The following is a 19,930-nucleotide window of genomic DNA, read 5'->3' on the forward strand; positions in this document are numbered from 1 at the left end:
GGCCGTGCGTGGCTGGTCGCGCAGTTCCTCGCGCCCCTTGGGGGGTTGGTGTCGGCCGGGCGCCGTTCAGGTGCGGCGGGGGCCCCGGGGGCCGTGGGGTGTGCGAACCGTGCGTGGCTGGTCGCGCCGTTCCCCGCGCCCCTTGGGTGGTCTGTGCCGGTCGGCATGGGCATCTTCAGCCTGTCCGGCGTTTGAGGACGAGCGCCGTTCAGGCGCGAACGGGGTCTGGGGCGGAGCCCCAGGAGCCTGGACCTCAGCCCCTCTCCCACCCCCGGAGGGTTTCGGGAAGGGGCGGGGTGGGGTGACTCCCGGGGTCTGGGGCGAAGCCCCAGCAGCCCCGCCGCCTTCCGGTGCGGACCGTGCGTGGCTGGCCGCGCAGTTCCCCGCGCCCCTGTAGGGCACCCGGGGTCGGTCGGTCGCGCCTGGCGTGGCGGGGCCGCGTAGGCGGTGCGGGCCCGCGCCCCCGTAGGGCCCCCGGGGTCGACCGGTCGTGCCCGCCGTGGCGGGGCCGCGTAGGCGGTGCGGGCCCGCGCCCTGTAAGGCACCCGGGGTCGGTCGCGCCCGCCGTGGCGGAGCCGCGTGGATGGTGCGGGCCCGCGGCCCCGTAGGGCACCCGGCACGTCATGGCGGCGGCATGACATTCGTCATGGCGGAGTCACGACGCGCGGCACTGACGGCCGCCGCGCGGCTGCGCGAGGCTGGGGGCATGACGCAGACAGCACCCCCCACCGAGCGGACGACCGCGCACGCCGTGGTGAGTTTCGAGAACGTGAGCAAGAGCTACGGCGACGTACGAGCCGTGGACGCACTTTCGCTGCGGCTGAACCCCGGTGAGACGGTCGCCCTGCTCGGCCCCAACGGCGCGGGCAAGTCCTCCACGCTCGACCTGCTGCTCGGCCTGCGTACCGCGGACTCCGGCACGGTCAGCCTCTTCGGCATGACGCCCGCGCAGGCCATCAACGCCGGCAAGGTCGGCGCGATGCTCCAGAGCGGCGGCCTGATGGAGGACGTGACCGTGCGCGAGCTGGTCAAGCTCGGCCGCGACCTGCACCCCGAGCCGCACCCCGTGGCCGAGGTCATGGACCGCGCGGGGATCACCAGCATCGCCGACCGCCGGGTCAACAAGCTCTCCGGCGGCCAGGAACAGCGCGTCCGCTTCGCGCTCGCCACCGCAGGCGCCAACGACCTGATCGTCCTGGACGAGCCGACCACGGGCATGGACGTCACCGCCCGCCAGGCGTTCTGGGCGACCATGCGCGAGCAGGCGGCCCAGGGCCGTACCGTCCTGTTCGCCACGCACTACCTAGAAGAGGCCGACGCGATCGCCGACCGGGTCCTCGTGCTGCACAAGGGCCGCCTCCTCGCCGACGGCACCGCCGCCGAGATCAAGGCGAAGGCGGGCGCCCGGCGGGTCAGCTTCGACCTGGAGGGACCCGTCGACGGGCCCGCCGAGGCCGCCCTGCGCGGGCTTCCCTTCCTGTCCACCATCGACATCTCGGGCCGCACCGTCCGCATCCAGTCGCACGACGCCGACGCGACGATGCACGCTGTGTACGGGCTCGGCCTCTACCCGCGCCACCTCGAAGTCGCGGGCCTCGGCCTGGAACAGGCCTTCGTCGCCATCACCTCGGCCGAGGAGGCCACCGCACGATGAACACGCTGATCAAGCTCGAAATCACCCGCACCCTGCGGAACAAGAAGTTCATGTTCTTCTCGGTGATCTACCCTTCGGCGCTCTACCTGCTCTTCGCGGCCTCGCAGAACGGCACCGACAAGGTCAAGGGCACCGACCTCACCTTCCCCGCCCTGTACATGGTCTCGATGGCGTCCTTCGGCGCGATCACCGCCGTCCTCATGGGCAACAGCGAGAAGATCGCCAAGGAGCGCGAGAAGGGCTGGGTGCGCCAGCTGCGCCTGACCACCCTGCCGGGCCGCGGCTACGTCCTCGCGAAGATCGCCAGCGCGGCCGTCGTGACCCTGCCGTGCATCGTGGTCGTCTTCCTCGTGGCCGCCTCCGTCAAGGGCGTACGGTTCGATGCCTGGCAGTGGGGCGCGCTGACCGTCGCCATCTGGGCCGGCTCGCTCTGCTTCGCCGCGCTCGGCGTGGCCATCGGCTACATCGCAAGCGGTGACGCGGTCCGCCCGATCACGATGATCATCTACTTCGGCATGTCGATCCTGGGCGGCCTGTGGATGCCGAGCACGGTCTTTCCGCAGTGGCTCCAGAACATCGCGGAGTGGCTGCCCACCCACGCGTACGCTGCCCTGGGACAGGCCATCGAGCTGGGCGACGCCCCGCACGGCAAGGACCTCGCCATCCTCGTCGCCTACTTCCTGCTCTTCGCGGGCGGCGCGGCATGGCTGTACCGGAAGGACACCCTGAAGGCGTGAGCGCCGTGAACCAGGGCCCCGACACGGCACCGGCGGCACGGATCGGGATGCGGCCCGAGACGCGCCGCCAGGTGGTGCAGAAGCTGATGTGGGTCGGCATCTGGCTCGCCTTCATGGGCGCGCCGATCGGCGATCTGCTCGACGGCGACCACAGCACTGTGCCCACCGTGCTCGGCTGGCTCGGCCTCGGCGGCTTCGTCACCGTCTATCTGGCCCTGGTGCTGCGGCACACCGCCCGGCCCCCGGCCACCGTCGCCGGTCATGTTCTCCTCGGCTTCCTCGCGGCCCTGGCCCTCACGCTCTCGCTGACCCTCGGCGGTCCGTGGCTCGTGCTCTTCGTGTACGTGTCCGTCTCGTGCGGCGCGACACTGCCGCTGGCCCTCGCGACCTGGGCCATCCTCGCGGCGACGGCCTCGATGACCGTGATCGGGGTCCGTGTCGACCACGTCGGCGGTGTCGTGCCGAGCCTGGTCGTCCCGACGCTGCTCGGCGGTTTCGCGATGACCGGCGTGCGCCATCTCATCCGTACCTCGGTGGAACTGCGCGAGGCCCGCGCCACCGTCGCCCAACTCGCCGCGAACGAGGAGCGGTTGCGGATGGCGCGCGATCTGCACGACCTGCTCGGCCACTCCCTTTCGCTCATCACGCTCAAGAGTGAGCTCGCCGGGCGGATGCTGCCGGGGGATCCCGGGCAGGCCGCGCGGCAGGTGGCCGACATCGAGCAGGTGAGCCGGCAGGCACTCGCCGACGTGCGGGCCGCCGTGGCCGGCTACCGCAGGGCCACGCTGCCCGCCGAACTCGCGGGAGCCCGCACGGTGTTGTGTGCCGCCGGTATCCAGGCGGACGTACCGACCCAGGCACCCGAAGGGCTGCCCGCGGCGGAGGAGGAAGTGCTCGCCTGGGTCCTGCGCGAGGCGGCCACCAACGTCGTACGCCACAGCGGCGCCCGGCACTGCACGGTCACCCTGGCCGAACTCCAGACCCTGGACGGCCGGTTCCTCGAACTGTGCGTCAAGGACGACGGCCCGGGCCTGCCCGGATCCGCGACGCCCGTCCCGGGCAACGGCCTGACCGGGCTCAGGGAGCGCCTGGAGAAGGTGTCCGGTGTCCTGGACGCCGAAGCCGGTCGCAAGGGCTTCACGCTGACCGCGCGCATCCCGCTGACGCCGGACCCGTCCGGTGTCCCTCTAGGATCCGGAGCATGATCCGACTTCTCCTGGCGGAAGACCAGTCCATGGTCCGCGAGGCCCTTGCCGCACTGCTCGGCCTTGAGGCGGACATGGAGGTGGTGGCGCAGGCGGCGCGGGGCGACGAGGTCCTGGCGGCGGCCCGCGCCCACGCGGTGGACGTCGCCCTGCTCGACATCGAGATGCCGGGCCTGACCGGCATCGAGGCGGCGGCCCTGCTGCGCCGCGAACTGCCCGCCGTGAAGATCGTGATCCTGACCACCTTCGGCCGCCCCGGGTATCTGCGCAGCGCCATGGAGTCGGGCGCGGACGCGTTCCTGGTCAAGGACGCGCCCGCGGCCCAACTCGCCACGGCGGTGCACAAGGTGCTCGCGGGGGAGCGGGTCATCGACCCCACCCTCGCGGCGGCCGCCCTCGCCGAGGGGGCCAACCCCCTGACCGACCGGGAGCGCGACGTGCTGCGCGCCGCCCAGGAGGGCGCGACCAACGCCGAGCTCGCCGCCGCCCTGCGCCTCTCGCAGGGCACGGTCCGCAACTACCTCTCCATGGCGATCCAGAAGCTGGCGGCCCGCAATCGGGCGGAGGCGGTCAGCATCGCCCGCGAGAAGGGCTGGCTGTAGGCCGCGCTCCGGCGTCAGCAGCTCACTGGCTCAGCAGCTCAGCAGCTCAGCAGGAGCAGCGTGAGGGCCGAACAGACGTGTACCGCCGCGTTGTTGCCCGGATCCGGGTCGGCGGGAGCCAGGTCGACGAGGGCGGCCGTGACCGGCAGATTGCCGCTCATCGTCAGGAGGCCCGCGTGCAGTGTCAGCTTCTTCGTGACGGTCGTGCCGGAGGGGATCGCGCCGAGGGCGCACACCGCGGTCCGGTTCGCCTTGTCGATCGTGCAGCCCGAGGCGGACGGCGCCGTGAGGCCGGCCGGATAGCTGAACCACACCCGGGCGGCGCTGACGTCGGACGGCCCGGCGTTGGTGACATGCGCGCTGAACGTGGCGGCGTTGATGGCGAGCCCCTGGGGGGAGACGGCCAGGGTCACCGAGAGATCGGCCTGCGCGGAGTCCGCGTGGGCCGGTGCTGCGGGCCCGAGGAGGGCGAGGAGGGGGAGGAGCAGGGCGGGGGCGAGGCGTGCGGCTATGGGTCTCAGGCGTGACAAGCGTGACAAGCGTGACAAGGGGGTCTCCCGGGGGCGCGACGGCATGGAACGGGACAGGGCTGTGCGCCTCAACAGGCCCTGGCATACGGCCTGCTGAGGGTGCGTCAACAGATTGTGACCGTCGGTCGCCGTTCCGGCAGGGTTTTCCGCAGGGGCGCGGGAAATGGCTGGATGTGGCGGTATGGCGCGCGGCCGGCGCCGGGGCGGGCCGCGCGGGGTGGACGGGGAGGACGGGGTGGTGCGTCGCGCGTGCCCCGGTGGGCCGGGGCGGGCCGCAGCGGCGGCCGTGCCCGGTGGCCGGGCGGGCCGCGTGCTGCGGGGTCAGTGCGTGGGGCGCCCCGTCCCGGGGCCCAGTACGACGCCCCGCCCCGCGTAGAACCGTTCCAGGTCCTGCCACGCGATGGAGACGAACTCCTGGGAGCGGCCCTTGAAGCCGGAGGGGTTGTGGAAGACCAGGCCGTCCTCGCCCGCCCCCACCGCGAGGACCAGATGTCCGCCCCTGCGTTCCGGGTGGGGGGCGAGCTCCCGGATCGAGGGGTGGACGGAGAGCAGCAGCAGCTGCCCGGCCTCGATCAGCCGGCGCAGCTCCGCGAGGGGCAGATGGGGGCGGGCCACCGCCTTCAGGCCCCAGCGTTCATGGGCGTACGCCGCGAACGGGGCGTAGATCAGGCCGTCGAGGCCGTCACCGCGGCGTACGTACGCCCCCGCGGCCAGGCACTCCCGCGCAAGCTCCATCGCGCCGGGGGCCGTGCCCTGCCAGAATTCGAGGGCCATCCGCAGGCACGCCACCCCGCACAGCCGCCACGACCACCACGCGTACTCCTCGGCGCTCGTAGCCCCGTAAGCACGCCACAGCGGGTCGTCGGCCGCGTCGAGCGACCCGGTGACGATCGCCTCCACCAGCTCGGGCGAGGCCCATTGGGCGTGGTAGGGGGCGGGGTGGACGGTGCTCGGCGCCGGGCGGTCGTTCATGGCGGAACCCTAAACTGCGCCGCCGGGGCGGATCAGTTCAGCATCGCCCGGGCCGCTCGCGCCCGGCGCCGCACCGTCTCCGCGACGGCCGGCTCCACAGGTTCCACCACGTCGGCGTAGTCGTCGAGTTCGGCGGCGCCCGTCAGGAAGTCTCCCCGCTGGACCAGGAGTTCGGCGTGTTCGTAGCGCAGGGTGGCCGGGTGGGCGGGGAGCAGCAGCGAGAGCTCCACGGCCCACAGACCCACGTCGCTGCGCTCCGGGCGGGCCGCGGCCCAGGCGCGGATGTTGGTGAGGACGCGCAGGACGATGTCCAGCGGCTCGGCCGGGCCGAGCATCGAATCCGTGAGCGGCGCGCCCGTCGCGCCGGCCACCAGGAGCTCCGCGTCGGCGGGGTCGAGGAGCCGTCCCCCGTCGAACGGATCGGCCAGGACCCGGTGCTCGGGCGGCCCGAAGCCCACCACGAAATGGCCCGGCAGGGCCACCCCGTACACCGGCGCCCCGGCCCGCCTCGCCACCTCGATCCACACCACCGAGAGCAGGATGGGCAGGCCGCGACGGCGCCGCAGCACCTCGTGCAACAGCGACGACTCCAGGCGCTCGTAGTCGTGGGCGGCGCCACGGAACCCGCAGTCGCCGCCGAGGAGCCGGGCCAGTGCGAGGGCCCACGGGCGGGCGCCGGTGAGGCCGAAGGGGAGCAGGCCGGCCAGTCGGTCGAGCTCGATGTGGGCCTCGTCGATGCCCCGTTGGCCGAGCGCGGGGTCGGCGACCGCGCCGAGCAGCAGGCACAGCGCCGCCACATCGGGGCGCTCCGAGCGGGCCCGGTCGGCGAACTCCCGCCGCCAGTCGGTGGTTTCCGGTTCCATGTCGGCCTCGTACCCGGTCAGCGGGACCGGAAGTGGTGGTAGCTGTGGTGTGTGGAGAAGCCCTGTTGCCCGTAGAGCGCGCGAGCGCCCTCGTTGTCGGTCTCCACCTGGAGCCAGGCCGCCGACGCGCCCTCGTCCAGGGCGCGGCGGGCCAGCGCGGTCATCACGGCGCTCGCGAGGCCCTGGCGGCGCAGCGCCGGGTCCACCTCGACCGCCATGAACCCCGCCCAGCGCCCGTCCACCACGCACCGTCCGATCGCCGCGGGCAGCGGCCCCTCGCCCGGTACCGAGGCGAACCACACCGAAGGGCCGCTGCCGAGGACCTTCAGGACGTGCTCCGACGAAGCCGACGAGCGCTGATAGCGGCTCAGCCACGCGTCGTCGACCGTGCGGGCCAGACGTACCCGGGTGGTGTCCGCGTCCAGGTCGCCGACCGGCGCGAGCGCCGCGATCCGTACCTCGGCGCTCACCTCGCGCTCCCAGCCGAGGCGTTCGAGGTCCGCGCAGAGCCGTTCCTGGGTGCCATCGGCGCCCGTCGCGGCCTGGACGTAGGCGGGGAGTTCCCGGGCGGCGTACCACGCGCGTACGCGGTCGAGGGCGTCCGGCACGGGCAGGCCCGGGTCGCCCAGGGGGAGGGCCGAGTTCGCCCGGCGGGTGAATCCGGCGGCGGCGCGCAGCGTCCACCCGCCCAGGCGCTCGCTCTCCAGCGGCTGCCAGGCGCGCGCCATGACCGGCGCGAGCTCGTCGAAGGAGGCGGCGGGGCCGCGGCGGCGTGCCGGGGCGGCCGGAACGACCTTTCCGGCGACGAGCGTGGACTCCTCGATCCGCACCGTCTCACCGCTCTTTCGTGTGATCGACAACACACCCTGGTCCCAGGAGGTGAGGACGCCGACCGTGTCCGTGAACGTGGAGCCCGGAGTTCCACTGGAGCTCACGCGCCGGACTGATACGCGTTTGCCCGTATCGGCCGCTGAAATCCGGACCTCAAGCCGCCCGCCGGTGGTGAATTCCACAGGTCTCTCCGCCCCTCCTGTTCGGATCGTGCCCCGAACCGGAGATACTAGGTGCGGGCATCGACGACGCCGCGCTCCCGCGCGCCACGTGGACGGAGCCGCAGATCGGCCCGCCGCGCCCTATCGAGGAGGAACGACAGCGTGACCTACGTCATCGCGCAGCCTTGTGTCGACGTCAAGGACAAGGCGTGTATCGAAGAGTGCCCGGTCGACTGCATCTACGAGGGCTCCCGGTCCTTGTACATCCACCCGGATGAGTGCGTCGACTGTGGCGCCTGCGAGCCGGTGTGCCCGGTTGAGGCGATCTTCTACGAGGACGACACTCCGGACGAGTGGAAGGACTACTACAAGGCGAACGTGGAGTTCTTCGACGAGCTCGGGTCGCCCGGTGGTGCCTCCAAGCTCGGCCTGATCGAGCGGGACCACCCCTTCATCGCAGCGCTGCCGCCGCAGAACGGCTGATCGCGCTTCCCCGGTCCCCGTACGGCTCAGTTGCCGTACGGGGCCGTGGTGTTTCCCGGCGCCGTCGCACAGCACCGTACGTACGAGAAAGTGAGCACCTTCCGTGAGCGCAGTCTCCTCACGCCTTCCCGTCTTCCCCTGGGACAAGCTGGAGCCGTACAAGGCGACGGCCGCGGCCCACCCGGACGGCATCGTGGACCTCTCCGTCGGCACGCCCGTCGACCCGGTCCCCGCGCTCGTCCAGGAGGCCCTGACCGGCGCCGCGGACTCGCCGGGCTATCCCACGGTGTGGGGCACGCCCGCGATGCGGGACGCGATCAAGGGATGGCTGGAGCAGCGCCTGGGCGCGCGCTCGGTCGAGCACACCCACATCCTGCCGGTGGTCGGCTCCAAGGAGCTGGTGGCCTGGCTGCCGACCCAGCTCGGCCTCGGCGCGGGCGACCAGGTGGCCTTCCCGAGCCTGGCCTACCCGACCTACGAGGTCGGCGCGCGGCTGTGCGGCGCGGAGCCGGTCGTCTACGGCGACGACCCCACCGAGCTCGACCCCACCCGCCTGAAGCTGCTCTGGCTCAACTCGCCGTCCAACCCGACCGGCCGGGTGCTGGCCAAGGACGAGCTCGTGCGCATCGTGGCGTGGGCCCGCGAGCACGGCGTGCTGGTCTTCTCCGACGAGTGCTACCTGGAGCTGGGCTGGGAGGCGGAGCCGGTCTCGGTGCTGCACCCCGACGTGTGCGGCGACACCTTCGAGGGTGTCGTGGCCGTCCATTCGCTGTCCAAGCGGTCCAACCTGGCGGGCTACCGCGCCGCGTTCATCGCCGGTGACGCGGACGTGCTCGGCGAACTGCTCCTGATCCGCAAGCACGGCGGCATGATGACCGCCGCGCCCGTGCAGGCGGCCACCGTCGCGGCGCTGGGCGACGACACGCACGTACAGGAGCAGCGGGCGCGGTACGCGGCCCGGCGGGCGGCGCTGCGCGAGGCGCTGGAGGGGCACGGCTTCCGGATCGAGCACAGCGAGGCGAGCCTGTATCTGTGGGCGACCCGCGACGAGGGCTGCTGGGAGACGGTGAAGCACCTCGCGGAGCTCGGCATCCTGGTGGCGCCGGGCGACTTCTACGGCGCGGCGGGCGAGCGGTTCGTGCGGGTCGCGTTCACGGCGACCGACGAGCGCGTCGAGGCGGCCGTGAAGCGCCTCGCGCGGTAGGCGCAGGGGCGGCAGACGCGCAAGGTGCCCGGGGAGTTTGTACTCCCCGGGCGCCTTCGCATCACCTGTGGCCGGATCAGCCGAGCGGCAGGCCCTTCAGGGGGAGCTGGTCGGTGCTCGGCAGGCCCTTGGTGGGCAGACCGCCGGTCGGGAGGCCGCTTCCGGTGGCTCCGGTGGCGGTCTTGGCGGTCGAGCCGAGGATGTCGCCCGCGCTGCCGGCCGCGTCACCGGCCGCCTTCTGCGCGGCGGGGGTCGCCACCTTGCCCGTCTGGCCGACCGTCCTGCCCGCCGCCGGCACGGTCTTCTTGACTGCGGCGGCTCCGGTGGTGCCGGCCATGCCGGTGGCCTTCTGGGTCACGCCGTCGACGGCGTTGCTTACCGAGCTGGGGTCCATCTGGGTCAGGCCGCTCAGGTTCGGCGCGGCCTGGGGGAGTTCCACGGCGCTTGCGGAGCCGGCCGCACCGACCACGGGCGCTGCACCTGCCGCGATGAGCAGCGCGGCGCGGGCGATCCGACGGGTCAGGGGGAGGGACATGATGCTCCTTCAGACGGGTTGGAAATGTGTCGCTGTCCGGCGTTCGGACGCCCTGACAACCGCCGTGAGGGGAGGAGAGGTTGCGGTGGACCGGGGTAAAGAGTTCGTAATGCGTCGCATTATCTACTCTGGATAAAAACGGGCAAATGATTCACCCGGGCATTTCCTGATTGACCGTCAGATCCCTTGGTGCGCAAGGGAATGGACGATTCTCCGGGTCGGCGTCCGGACGCGGGTGCGAACCGTCGGCACGCGAGGAGTGCCGTCCCCCGGCCGAGTGCCGGTACGAACAGGTGCCCGGTCAGGGTGCGAGGGTGATCCGCACCTCTTGCGTACCGCCGCCCTGCACGGGCGCGCCGGACCAGCCCTCGGAGGAGTCCTCCGCGCTCCATGTGCGGCCCGCGTACGAGACCTGCGCGATGTGCAGGGCCGCGGCCTGGGCGACCGCCCAGTGCGCCAGCGCCCAGCCGCGCTGCTCACCGCCGGTGCCCGAGGCGGCGGCGCCCTCGGTGACCCGCACCGGCACGGCGACGTCCCGGCCCGTGTCCCCGGGCTTCCCCGTCGGCGCCACGCCGTCCCCGAACGCCTTCGTCAGCTCCGCGCGCACCTGCGCCGGGTCGCCCGGCTGCGCGTTCTTGGCCACCGTGCAGGTCAGCGCGGCCGGTTCGCGGCCGGTCAGCGCGGCCATCAGGACCGCGGCGTCCGGCTCGTGCTTCGCGTACGCCTGCGGGAAGCCGCTGTGCTGGACTTCCTGCGCGGCCACGGTCAGCGGAAGCCGCGCGTAGCCGGGCACCTCGGCCAGGTGCTCGTAGAACTTCCCGGCCGCATACACCGGATCCATGATCTGCTCCGCGGTGCCCCAGCCCATCGAGGGCCGCTGCTGGAACAGGCCGAGCGAGTCCCGGTCGCCGTGGTCGAGGTTGCGCAGTCCCGACTCCTGGAGCGCGGTCGCCAGCGCGATCGTCACCGCCCGCTCCGGCATCCCGCGCGAGGCGCCCACCGCCGTGATCGTCGCGGCGTTCCGCGCCTGCTCGGGACCGAGCTCGAACGTCGAACCCCGCCCGTCGCCCGCGCCCGCCACGCACTCCGGGGCGCCGGGGCCCCCGCTCACGTACTGCACCACCAGGTATCCGGCGAGCGCGAGCAGCACGGCGAAGGCCGCCCCGACACGCAAGAGGCGGCCGCGTCGGGAGGGGCGCGGAAGGTTGATCGGCTCGGACACGGGGCCCACCGTACTGGAGCGCGAAGAGAGCCCCCGCGGTCGAGTTAGGGTCGGGCGCATGGCCGACACCACCCTGGATCTCACCGCCGACGCGCCCACGCTCACCGCGCGCCTTGTCGACTTCGCCTCCGTGAGCGGCGACGAGCGGCCGCTGGCGGACGCCATCGAGCGCGAACTGCGCAAACTGGCCCATCTCACCGTCGACCGGTACGGCAACAACGTCGTGGCGCGCACGAACCTGGGCCGGGCCGAGCGGATCATCCTGGCCGGGCACATCGACACCGTGCCGATCGCAGGCAACGTGCCCGCACGGCTCGACGAGGACGGCGTGCTGTGGGGCTGCGGCACGAGCGACATGAAGTCGGGCGTCGCGGTGCAGCTGCGCATCGCGCAGACGGTGGCCGCGCCCAACCGGGACCTGACCTTCGTGTTCTACGACAACGAGGAGGTCGCCGCCCACCTCAACGGCCTCGGCAGGATCGCCGAGGCCCACCCCGACTGGCTGGCCGGCGACTTCGCGGTGCTCCTGGAACCCTCCGACACCGAGGTCGAGGGCGGCTGCCAGGGCACCCTGCGGGTCCTGCTGCGGACCAGTGGCGAGCGCGCGCACTCCGCGCGCAGCTGGATGGGGTCCAACGCCATCCACACGGCCGCCCCCGTCCTCGCGAAGCTGGCCGCCTACGAGCCGCGCCGGCCGGTGATCGACGGCCTCGAATACCACGAAGGACTCAACGCCGTGGGCATCGAGGGCGGCGTCGCGGGCAACGTGATCCCCGACGCGTGCACGGTCGTCGTCAACTACCGCTACGCGCCCGACCTCACCGGCGAGCAGGCCCTCGCCCATGTCCGCGAGGTCTTCGCCGACTGCGACATCGCCGAGTTCGTCGTCGACGACCACTCGGGAGCCGCGCTGCCCGGCCTCTCGCACCCGGCCGCGGCGGCCTTCATGGCGGCGGTCGGCGGCACCGCGCGCCCCAAGTTCGGCTGGACCGACGTCTCGCGCTTCGGCGACCTCGGCATCCCCGCCGTCAACTACGGGCCGGGCGACGCGCTTCTGGCCCACAAGCGCGACGAGCACGTCGTCGTCGAGCGGATCACCCGGTGCGAGCAGCGGCTGCGGGCCTGGCTGACCGACTGAGGCCGGGGCAGAGCGACCTGGCAACCCCTCCGGGCGGCCCCGGGCGCCGGGCCGTGTCCCGGCGGCAACCCCGTGGGGCGGCCCCGGCCGCCGGGTCGGTGTCCCGACGGCCCGCGCACGGCGTGAGCGCCTGTCGTTCAGGGCCTCGGCCAGGGTGTGGCCCGCCGGAATTCCGCCATTCGTAACGTTCGGCGACCTACCCTGGCTGAGCACGCGCAACATCGTCAGCGGAGGGAGCACGGCATGGCCAACCCCGAGGGAGCACCGTTTCCGGCGGAGCAGCGGCTCGAACAGCGGCTCGGACCGGTACTGCGCCGCCGCGATCAGGTGCAGGCCGGCACCACGGACCAGCGTCTCCTGGACACCGAGAGCGATTCCGAGTGGGTGCACACCGACCCCTGGCGGGTCATGCGCATCCAGTCGGAGTTCGTCGAGGGCTTCGGCGCGCTGGCCGAACTGCCCAGCGCCATCAGTGTGTTCGGCTCGGCCCGCACGCCGGCCGGCTCACCCGAGTACGAGGCGGGCGTACGGATCGGACGCGCCCTGGTCGACGCGGGCTTCGCCGTGATCACCGGTGGCGGACCCGGCGCGATGGAGGCGGCGAACAGGGGCGCGCGGGAGGGCAACGGCGTCTCCGTCGGGCTCGGCATCGAGCTCCCCTTCGAGCAGGGGCTGAACCCGCATGTCGACATCGGGATCAACTTCCGGTACTTCTTCGTCCGCAAGACCATGTTCGTCAAATACGCACAGGGATTCGTGGTGCTGCCGGGCGGACTCGGCACCCTGGACGAGCTGTTCGAGGCGCTGACGCTGGTCCAGACGCGCAAGGTCACCCGCTTCCCGATCGTGCTGTTCGGCACGGAGTACTGGAGCGGGCTCGTGGACTGGTTGCGCACCACCGTGATCGCCCAGGGCAAGGCATCCGAGGGCGACCTGCTGCTCTTCCACGTCACGGACGACGTGGACGAGGCGGTCGCCCTCGTCACCAAGGAGACGGGCGGAGCCTGAGCGGACAGGCCGCCCTGGGCCGTGCCTTGACAGTCCCGCCGGCCCGGCGGGGCCCGGCGCGCGCCCCCTAGGGGGTGTCTGGTGGATCATGGCCGGGGGTGCGGCGCCTGGCACGGCACCTCGCGGCGTTGCCGAAACGCCCCGATAGCTCCGCTATCACGACGTTCCGGCGCCTTGCGATGCACCGCACCAGGCGCCGCACCCTGACCGACCCTGATCCACCAGACACCCCCTAGGCGAGTCCCCTGCGGGCCACCGCCGGCGGGCGATGGCCCGCGATGGACGCCACCATGTCGAGCACCTGCCGGGTCTCCGCCACCTCGTGCACGCGGTAGATCCGGGCGCCGAGCCAGGCGGACACCGCCGTCGTCGCGAGCGTCCCGATCACCCGCTCCTTCACCGGCCGGTCCAGGGTCTCGCCCACGAAGTCCTTGTTGGACAGCGAGACCAGGACCGGCCAGCCCGTGTCGGCCATCTCCTGGAGGCGCCGCGTCGCCTCCAGGCTGTGCCGGGTGTTCTTCCCGAAGTCGTGCCCGGGGTCGATCATGATGCCGTCCGGCCGCACCCCGAGCTCCACCGCACGCTCGGCCAGGCCGACGGTGACCCGCAGGATGTCCGCCATCACGTCGTCGTACGCGATCCGGTGCGGCCGGGTGCGCGGCTCGACACCGCCCGCGTGCGTGCACACGAGGCCCGCCCCGTAGCGCGCCGCGACCTCGGCCAGCAACGGATCGACGCCGCCCCAGGCGTCGTTGAGCACATCGGCCCCGGCCTCGCAGACCGCCTCGCCGACGTCGTGCCGCCAGGTGTCCACACTGATGACGACGTCGGGGAACCGCTTGCGCACCTCGGCCACGAAACCGACCGTGCGCCGCGCCTCCTCCTCGGCCGTGACCTCCTCGCCGGGGCCCGCCTTCACCCCGCCGATGTCGATGATGGCCGCGCCCTCGGCGACCGCCTGCTCCACGCGGGCCAGCGCGGGCTCGTCGTGGAAGGTGGCGCCCTGGTCGTAGAAGGAGTCGGGGGTCCGGTTCACGATCGCCATGATCACCGGTTCGTACGCGGTGAATTCGCGCCCGCCAAGCCGCAGCGTCCCGCGGTCCGTTCCGCTGTGCATCCCCTGTGTCCTTTGCTGTGGTCCGGGCCGTTGTCCGCCTGCGACCCTAACTGTCAGTGCCGCATGGCACGATCGGACCCGACAGTTTCCGGCGTCGGGAAGAGGCTCGCTCGTGTTCTGGTTCTTGCTGATCGCGATGGTCGTCGTGGTCACCGCCGTGACCCTCGCCGTGGTGGGCGGCGGAGACGACGCCGGGGTGCTGCCCGAGGCCGAGCCGGAGCACCTGGTGGACCCGCTGCCCGAGCACCGCCCGGTGGCCCGGGCCGACGTGGAGGCGCTGCGCATCCCGGTGGCGCTGCGGGGCTACCGGATGGCCGACGTCGACGACGTGCTGAGCCGGCTCGGCGCGGAGCTCGCCGAGCGTGACGAGCGGATCGCCGAGCTCCAGTCCGCGGCGGCCGGCCAGGGCCGGCAGGGGCCCGCGGCTGCCCGGCAGGGCGCCACGCAGGGCACCATGCCGGGAACCTCGCAGGGCACCACGCAGGGCCACCCCGAGGCCGAGCCTTCCGACGAGGAGCCCCAGCGATGAGCGAGGCGATCCCCGGCCCCGACGGCCGGCTGCGCTGCCCCTGGGGCCTCTCCGCCGAGGACTACGTGGCGTACCACGACAGCGAGTGGGGCCGCCCGGTGCACGGCGACGACGCGCTGTACGAACGGCTCTGTCTCGAAGCCTTCCAGTCGGGTCTCTCCTGGATCACGATCCTGCGCCGCCGGGAGGGCTTCCGGCGCGCCTTCGCCGGCTTCGAGATCGCGGCGGTGGCGAAGTTCACCGAGGCCGACAAGGAGCGGCTGCTGGCCGATGCGGGCATCATCCGCAACCGCCTCAAGATCGAGGCGACCGTCGCCAACGCGCAGGCGCTCGCCACCTGGTCGCCCGGCGAGCTCGACGCCCTCATCTGGTCCCACGCGCCGGACGCGGCCACCCGCCCGGCCCCCCGCACCCTCGCCGAGGTGCCCGCCGTCACCGACGAGTCCACGGCCCTGTCCAAGGCCCTGAAGAAGCGCGGTCTGCGCTTCATCGGCCCGACCACGGCGTACGCCCTCATGCAGGCGTGCGGCCTGGTCGACGACCACCTCGCCGACTGCGTGGCGCGGGGCGGTGCCTGAGCACGGACCGACCGCGTGGCGCGGGGCGGCGCCTGAGCACCGCCCCGCACGGGACCGGCGCTCAGCGGCCGACGTACTTCGGCTTCTCCTTGGCGAGGAACGCGGCCACCGCGATGGCGTGGTCCTCGGACGCCCCGGCCATCGCCTGGAGCTCGTCCTCCTTCTCCAGCGTCTCGGCGAGCGTGTGGCCCGCCCCGTACGCCAGGGAGGCCTTCAGGGCGCCGTACGCCACCGTCGGTCCTTCGGCCAGGGTGCGCGCCACCGCGAGGGCCGCAGCGGCCAGCTCGTCGGCCGGTACGACCTTGTTGACCAGGCCGATCTCGTACGCCTCCTGGGCGGAGATCGAACGCGGGAACAGCAGCAGATCGGCCGCGCGGGATTGGCCGATCAGGCGCGGCAGGGTCCACGAGACGCCCGAGTCGGCGGTCAGCGCGACCCCGGCGAACGAGGTGGTGAACGAGGCGGTGTCCGCGACGACGCGGTAGTCCGCCGCGAGCGCGAACCCGAGCCCGGCCCCCGCCGCCACCCCGTTGACGCCGGCCACCACGGGCTTGGGCATCTCGGTGAGCGCCGTCAGGATCGGGTTGTAGTGCTCGCGCACGGTGCTCATGGTCTGCCCGGTGCCCGCCGCACGGTCCGCCGTCAGCGAGGCGACGTGCTCCTTGAGATCCTGCCCGACGCAGAACGCCCGGCCGGTCGCGGTGAGCAGCACGGCCCGCACCGCGGGGTCCGAAGCGGCGGCCCGCACCGCCTCGCGGAGCGCGACCTTCGCCTCCGTGCTCATGGCGTTCATGGCGTCGGGCCGGTTGATCGTGATCGTCGCGAGCCCGTCGCTCACCTCGTACAGCACGGTGTCGGCCATGGTGGGGGTCCCCTCCGTCGCGGATGCTTCTCGGTCGTCGTATCCGCTCAGCATGGCGGAGATCACGAGCGCTGGGCATGTGACCTGCGTCAAACAATCGGGCCGCTTCGGGGAACCCGCGGCGGCGAAGTATCGCAGGCGGATCGCCGAATTGGGTGGTTTTGATAGAGCGCGTTGCTCAAGCGATGCGGACCGATGTTGGTCATCGGGTCCTGCGATGCGGGATAATGACCTGGAAGCAATGTGTTCGATGCCGTGACGCGTGCCCAATCCCGGGGGCCGTCGGCTGACGATGAGCTGGTTTCAGGAAGGGGAACGAGCATGGCGGCCATGAAGCCGCGGACGGGCGACGGCCCGCTCGAGGTGACCAAGGAGGGGCGGGGCATTGTCATGCGCGTTCCGCTCGAAGGCGGCGGTCGGCTTGTCGTCGAGCTGACTCCGGACGAGGCCGATGCCCTCGGCGATGCCCTGAAGAAGGTCGTCGGCTGAGGTAGCGGATTCGACCCAGACTCTTCGCCGCCCCGGTTCGGTATGCACGACAGTGCATGCCGTGCCGGGGCGGTGTTGTGCGTGGGGCCGCCGTGGGGGCGGGCGCGGGCCGGGTGCGGGTGTGCGGCCGCGGCGCGTGAGGGCATGTCCTGTGCGGGCTGTGCGGGTACGGCTGAGGGCCGGGCGTCGGGTGGGGCCATGGCGGGGCCGCGGTGCGCCCCCTGGTTCGTGCGGGGTGTGGTGCGGGGCCGTGGTGCGTCCGGGGTCGTGCCCGGGGTGATGCGGGCCTCGGTGGGGCCACGGTGGCGCGGTGCGCCCCCTGGTTCGTGCGGGGTGTGGTGCGGGGCCGTGGTGCGCTCGGGGTCGTGCCCGGGTTGATGCGGGCCTCGGTGGGGCCACGGTGGCGCGGTGTGCCCCCCTGGTTCGTGCCGGGCGTGGTGTGGGGCCGTGGTGCGTCCGGCGTGATGCGGGCCGCGGTGGGGCCATGGCGGGGCCGCGGCGCGCCTTGATTCGTGCCGGGCGGGTCAGCCTCGCCGTACCGCGCAGAGCAGTCCGTCGCCGACCGGCAGCAGCGACGCCACGAGCTCCGTGCTCTCGCGCACCGCGCGCAGCAGCTCCCGCAGGCGCAGGACCTCGGCCGGCTGGGCCGCCGAGTCGACCGTACGGCCGTCGGCGAAGACGCCTTCGAAGCAGACGATCCCGCCGGGGCGCAGCAGACGCAACGATTCAGCCAGCACGTCGAGCGACTCCAGGCGGTCGCCGTCGCAGAAGACCAGGTCGTACCCGCCGTCCGCGAGCCTCGGCAGCACGTCCAGGGCGCGGCCCGGAATGAAGCGGGCCCGGTTCGTCGCGAAGCCCGCCGCGCGGAACGCCTGCTTGGCGAACTGCTGGCGCTCCGGCTCCGGGTCGACGGTGGTCAGCACGCCGTCCGGCCGCAGGCCTTGCAGGAGATAGATGCCGGAGACGCCGGTTCCGGTGCCGATCTCGGCGACCGCCTTGGCGTCCGCGGTGGCAGCGAGCAGCCGCAACGCGGCGCCTGTCCCCGGGGACACCGAACGCAGGCCTGCGTCCCGCGCCCGGTCCCGGGCCCAGCGCAGCGCGTCGTCCTCGGCGACAAAGGCGTCGGCGAACGCCCAGCTCGTCTGCCGGTTGGCGGTAATGGCCCTCTCCTGTCCCCTTGGTTGGCGCAACGGTGACTGTATCCGCTGGAGTCGGGAACCCGCAGATGGGACCGCGCGTTATGCAGGACAGGGGAACCGCGGGGGGAGCACATGGGCGCGATCACGGAACAGGGGCGGAAGCCGACCCCAAATGCACGTAAAGATTCTTATCCGGAGCTAACGGGCGAGGTGGCTATGGTAGGGGCTCCGCTGGACACCACCAGAGCCGACAGGGGAGGTGCGGCTGCGCCTGTGGATCGGGGAGGAGTGCTGCGGCGCTTCCTCAGGTCGGTGGGTGAGCCGAAATCCGTGACCAACATTGCTGACCGTTCCCGCGCTACCAGCTCCGCTACTACCGCGACGTTCGCCGACGCGGATTCCCAGGCGTGGACTCCCCCTACGTGGGAGGAGATCGTCAGCACGCACAGCGGCCGCGTCTACCGCCTGGCCTACCGCCTGACGGGCAATCAGCACGATGCCGAAGATCTCACGCAAGAGGTCTTCGTCCGTGTCTTCCGCTCCCTGTCGACGTACACGCCCGGCACGTTCGAGGGCTGGCTGCACCGCATCACCACCAACCTTTTCCTGGACATGGTCCGCCGCCGTCAGCGCATCCGCTTCGACGCGCTCGGCGACGACGCGGCGGAGCGGCTGCCCAGCCGTGAGCCCAACCCCCAACAGGCCTTCAACGACGCCCACTTCGACGCCGACGTGCAGCAGGCGCTCGACACGCTGGCGCCCGAGTTCCGTGCGGCCGTCGTCCTGTGCGACATCGAAGGTCTCTCCTACGAGGAGATCGCGGCCACCCTCGGAGTGAAGCTCGGCACCGTCCGCAGCCGGATCCACCGTGGCCGCTCCCATCTGCGCAAGGCCCTCCAGCACCGTTCGCCCGAAGCCCGCGCCGAGCAGCAGCGTGCGCTGGCGGGGGTGGCGCCGGGAGCGCTCGGGGTGGCCGGAGAGGGGATGGCGTGAGTGGCACGAGTCCCACCCCGGCCGAACAGCACCTCGGGGACCGGCTCGCGGCCCTGGTGGACGGCGAGCTGAACCACGACGCCCGCGAGCGGGTCCTGTCCCACCTGGCGACCTGCGCCAAGTGCAAGGCCGAGGCCGATGCCCAGCGCACCCTGAAGAACGTCTTCGCCCAAGCGGCCCCGCCGCCCCCGTCGGAGGGCTTCCTCGCCCGGCTCCAGGGGCTGCCCGGTGGCTCCGTGGGAAGAGGGCGTGACGACGACGGTCCCGGCGGGCCGTTCGCCGAAGGGCGCCGGGCCGACGCGTTCTTCGCGGGGCTCGGGGCGCCGAGTCCCGCCGCCGAAGGCTCCGTGGACCCGCGCGCTCCGCGGTCGGGCGACTTCGGCTATGTACCGGCAGGCTCCCACGCCACGGTCCTGCCCGACGCGCTGGCCGGCGGCTTCCGCATCCACGAGGTGGGCAGATCCGAGCAGGACCGCTCAAGCTCGCCCTGGCGCGGGCGCAGATTCGCGTTCGCCGCCGCGAGTGCCGTGTCCCTCGCGGCCATCGCGCTCGGCGGCACCCTTCCGCTCGGCTCGTCCTCCGGGGCCCGAGCCGCGGGCGGCGGCAGCAGTGTCGTGCCGCTCCGTCCGGGCAGCCCGGCATCGAGCAGCAGCGGTCCCGCCGAGGAGCGTCGCCGCGGCGGCGCCACCGCTCAGCTGGTGTCCGCCATGTCCGCCCAGCCCGGGGCCCCGGTCCCGCCGGGTTTCCGCGCCCTCGACGCCATGCCGGGGCAGCACGGGCCGGTGCGGCCGCTGGGCGGCGCGTTTCCCATGGGCCGCCTGAACGGCTCGTCCCTGCCCCCGCTGATACGACCGGCCGTCGCGACGCTCCCGCTCACCACGACGGATCTGTCCAGCGGTGTGCTCGCCGTCGCCCGGCCCGCGGTCTCCTCGGCGCCGGTGAGTCTGATGGCGGCCCCCCAGGCCTCCGGACTGCCGCTCTCCGCCCGGCGCTGACCGCGCCCTGCCGTCGTCCCCGGCGACCTGGTTGAATCCGGGGGAGGGGTGCTCGTCGGAGCACGCGGGGTCAGTTGCGGGGA

22 protein-coding genes are annotated in these 19,930 nt (G+C 72.8%); 13 read left to right on the top strand and 9 right to left on the bottom strand.

Annotation, left to right across the window (positions count from 1 at the left end):
• Window positions 1-706: 706 nt before the first annotated feature.
• The 4 genes from ACGFW5_RS04155 to ACGFW5_RS04170 are packed head-to-tail and all read left to right on the top strand — an operon-like array spanning window position 707 to window position 4,198.
• Window positions 707-1,654: an ABC transporter ATP-binding protein gene (locus tag ACGFW5_RS04155; protein ID WP_393832731.1), complete on the top strand. Its 948-nt coding sequence runs from the start codon at window positions 707-709 to the stop codon at window positions 1,652-1,654.
• Window positions 1,651-2,391, top strand: coding sequence for an ABC transporter permease (locus ACGFW5_RS04160; RefSeq protein WP_393832609.1), 741 nt, complete (start codon window positions 1,651-1,653; stop codon window positions 2,389-2,391). Before ACGFW5_RS04155 ends, ACGFW5_RS04160 begins: the two co-directional genes overlap by 4 nt.
• 47 nt (window positions 2,392-2,438) lie before the next feature.
• Complete coding sequence (locus tag ACGFW5_RS04165; protein WP_393832732.1) at window positions 2,439-3,596, top strand: sensor histidine kinase; 1,158 nt, start codon at window positions 2,439-2,441, stop codon at window positions 3,594-3,596.
• On the top strand, window positions 3,593-4,198 hold the full coding sequence (locus tag ACGFW5_RS04170) for a response regulator (RefSeq protein WP_393832610.1): 606 nt from the start codon (window positions 3,593-3,595) through the stop codon (window positions 4,196-4,198). The genes ACGFW5_RS04165 and ACGFW5_RS04170 overlap by 4 nt, the downstream gene beginning before the upstream one ends.
• A gap of 38 nt (window positions 4,199-4,236) precedes the next feature.
• On the opposite strand, the gene ACGFW5_RS04175 is transcribed toward ACGFW5_RS04170, so the two are convergent.
• The 4 genes from ACGFW5_RS04175 to ACGFW5_RS04190 form a co-directional block, all read right to left on the bottom strand.
• Entirely contained in the window at window positions 4,237-4,728 is a 492-nt protein-coding gene (locus tag ACGFW5_RS04175) for a hypothetical protein (RefSeq protein ID WP_393832611.1), read from the bottom strand.
• 321 nt (window positions 4,729-5,049) lie between these two features.
• The gene (locus ACGFW5_RS04180; RefSeq protein ID WP_393832612.1) at window positions 5,050-5,700 is read right to left on the bottom strand and encodes a C39 family peptidase; all 651 of its coding nucleotides are present in this window, start codon (window positions 5,698-5,700) and stop codon (window positions 5,050-5,052) included.
• A gap of 32 nt (window positions 5,701-5,732) precedes the next feature.
• Entirely contained in the window at window positions 5,733-6,563 is an 831-nt protein-coding gene (locus ACGFW5_RS04185; protein ID WP_393832613.1) for a transglutaminase-like domain-containing protein, read from the bottom strand.
• Between the two features lie 17 nt (window positions 6,564-6,580).
• Window positions 6,581-7,576, bottom strand: coding sequence for a GNAT family N-acetyltransferase (locus ACGFW5_RS04190; RefSeq protein WP_393832614.1), 996 nt, complete (start codon window positions 7,574-7,576; stop codon window positions 6,581-6,583).
• Between the two features lie 141 nt (window positions 7,577-7,717).
• On the opposite strand from ACGFW5_RS04190, the gene fdxA reads away from it, so the two are divergent.
• Window positions 7,718-8,038 carry a ferredoxin gene (gene fdxA, locus ACGFW5_RS04195; protein WP_018845645.1) on the top strand — a complete coding sequence of 107 codons (321 nt, stop codon included), beginning with the start codon at window positions 7,718-7,720 and terminating at the stop codon, window positions 8,036-8,038.
• A 103-nt stretch (window positions 8,039-8,141) separates the two neighbouring features.
• The gene (dapC, locus tag ACGFW5_RS04200) at window positions 8,142-9,242 is read left to right on the top strand and encodes a succinyldiaminopimelate transaminase (RefSeq protein WP_393832615.1); all 1,101 of its coding nucleotides are present in this window, start codon (window positions 8,142-8,144) and stop codon (window positions 9,240-9,242) included.
• 76 nt (window positions 9,243-9,318) lie between these two features.
• Here dapC and ACGFW5_RS04205 read toward each other — a convergent pair whose 3' ends face one another.
• Together ACGFW5_RS04205 and ACGFW5_RS04210 are read right to left on the bottom strand one after the other, a co-directional pair.
• The gene (locus ACGFW5_RS04205) at window positions 9,319-9,777 is read right to left on the bottom strand and encodes an ATP-binding protein (protein ID WP_393832616.1); all 459 of its coding nucleotides are present in this window, start codon (window positions 9,775-9,777) and stop codon (window positions 9,319-9,321) included.
• Between the two features lie 301 nt (window positions 9,778-10,078).
• Window positions 10,079-10,999, bottom strand: coding sequence for a hypothetical protein (locus ACGFW5_RS04210; RefSeq protein WP_393832617.1), 921 nt, complete (start codon window positions 10,997-10,999; stop codon window positions 10,079-10,081).
• A gap of 58 nt (window positions 11,000-11,057) precedes the next feature.
• On the opposite strand from ACGFW5_RS04210, the gene dapE reads away from it, so the two are divergent.
• Both dapE and ACGFW5_RS04220 read left to right on the top strand, forming a co-directional pair.
• Entirely contained in the window at window positions 11,058-12,137 is a 1,080-nt protein-coding gene (gene dapE, locus ACGFW5_RS04215; protein ID WP_393832618.1) for a succinyl-diaminopimelate desuccinylase, read from the top strand.
• A gap of 243 nt (window positions 12,138-12,380) precedes the next feature.
• Complete coding sequence (locus ACGFW5_RS04220) at window positions 12,381-13,145, top strand: TIGR00730 family Rossman fold protein (RefSeq protein WP_393832619.1); 765 nt, start codon at window positions 12,381-12,383, stop codon at window positions 13,143-13,145.
• A 232-nt stretch (window positions 13,146-13,377) separates the two neighbouring features.
• Here the strand turns inward: ACGFW5_RS04220 and folP are convergent, their stop codons facing one another.
• Window positions 13,378-14,262, bottom strand: a complete 885-nt coding sequence (folP, locus tag ACGFW5_RS04225; protein ID WP_393832620.1) for a dihydropteroate synthase — start codon at window positions 14,260-14,262, stop codon at window positions 13,378-13,380.
• A gap of 112 nt (window positions 14,263-14,374) precedes the next feature.
• On the opposite strand from folP, the gene ACGFW5_RS04230 reads away from it, so the two are divergent.
• Both ACGFW5_RS04230 and ACGFW5_RS04235 read left to right on the top strand, forming a co-directional pair.
• The gene (locus tag ACGFW5_RS04230) at window positions 14,375-14,791 is read left to right on the top strand and encodes a DivIVA domain-containing protein (RefSeq protein WP_393832621.1); all 417 of its coding nucleotides are present in this window, start codon (window positions 14,375-14,377) and stop codon (window positions 14,789-14,791) included.
• Window positions 14,788-15,369 (top strand): DNA-3-methyladenine glycosylase I, encoded by a 582-nt coding sequence (locus ACGFW5_RS04235; protein WP_393832622.1) that lies wholly within the window; start codon window positions 14,788-14,790, stop codon window positions 15,367-15,369. The genes ACGFW5_RS04230 and ACGFW5_RS04235 overlap by 4 nt, the downstream gene beginning before the upstream one ends.
• Window positions 15,370-15,430: 61 nt before the next feature.
• On the opposite strand, the gene ACGFW5_RS04240 is transcribed toward ACGFW5_RS04235, so the two are convergent.
• Entirely contained in the window at window positions 15,431-16,231 is an 801-nt protein-coding gene (locus ACGFW5_RS04240) for an enoyl-CoA hydratase/isomerase family protein (protein ID WP_393832623.1), read from the bottom strand.
• Between the two features lie 321 nt (window positions 16,232-16,552).
• Between ACGFW5_RS04240 and ACGFW5_RS04245 the strand changes: the two genes are divergently transcribed.
• Window positions 16,553-16,720 carry a DUF3117 domain-containing protein gene (locus ACGFW5_RS04245; RefSeq protein WP_003966491.1) on the top strand — a complete coding sequence of 56 codons (168 nt, stop codon included), beginning with the start codon at window positions 16,553-16,555 and terminating at the stop codon, window positions 16,718-16,720.
• 524 nt (window positions 16,721-17,244) lie between these two features.
• Here ACGFW5_RS04245 and ACGFW5_RS04250 read toward each other — a convergent pair.
• Window positions 17,245-17,910, bottom strand: coding sequence for an O-methyltransferase (locus tag ACGFW5_RS04250; RefSeq protein ID WP_393832624.1), 666 nt, complete (start codon window positions 17,908-17,910; stop codon window positions 17,245-17,247).
• 165 nt (window positions 17,911-18,075) lie between these two features.
• Between ACGFW5_RS04250 and sigE the strand changes: the two genes are divergently transcribed.
• Window positions 18,076-18,852: an RNA polymerase sigma factor SigE gene (gene sigE / locus ACGFW5_RS04255; RefSeq protein ID WP_393832733.1), complete on the top strand. Its 777-nt coding sequence runs from the start codon at window positions 18,076-18,078 to the stop codon at window positions 18,850-18,852.
• Window positions 18,849-19,847, top strand: coding sequence for an anti-sigma factor family protein (locus ACGFW5_RS04260; RefSeq protein ID WP_393832625.1), 999 nt, complete (start codon window positions 18,849-18,851; stop codon window positions 19,845-19,847). The genes sigE and ACGFW5_RS04260 overlap by 4 nt, the downstream gene beginning before the upstream one ends.
• The last annotated feature ends 83 nt before the right edge of the window (window positions 19,848-19,930 follow it).

Origin of the sequence: Streptomyces sp. NPDC048416 (assembly GCF_043200435.1) — a bacterium.
In the GTDB taxonomy this organism is placed as follows: Bacteria; Actinomycetota; Actinomycetes; order Streptomycetales; family Streptomycetaceae; genus Streptomyces.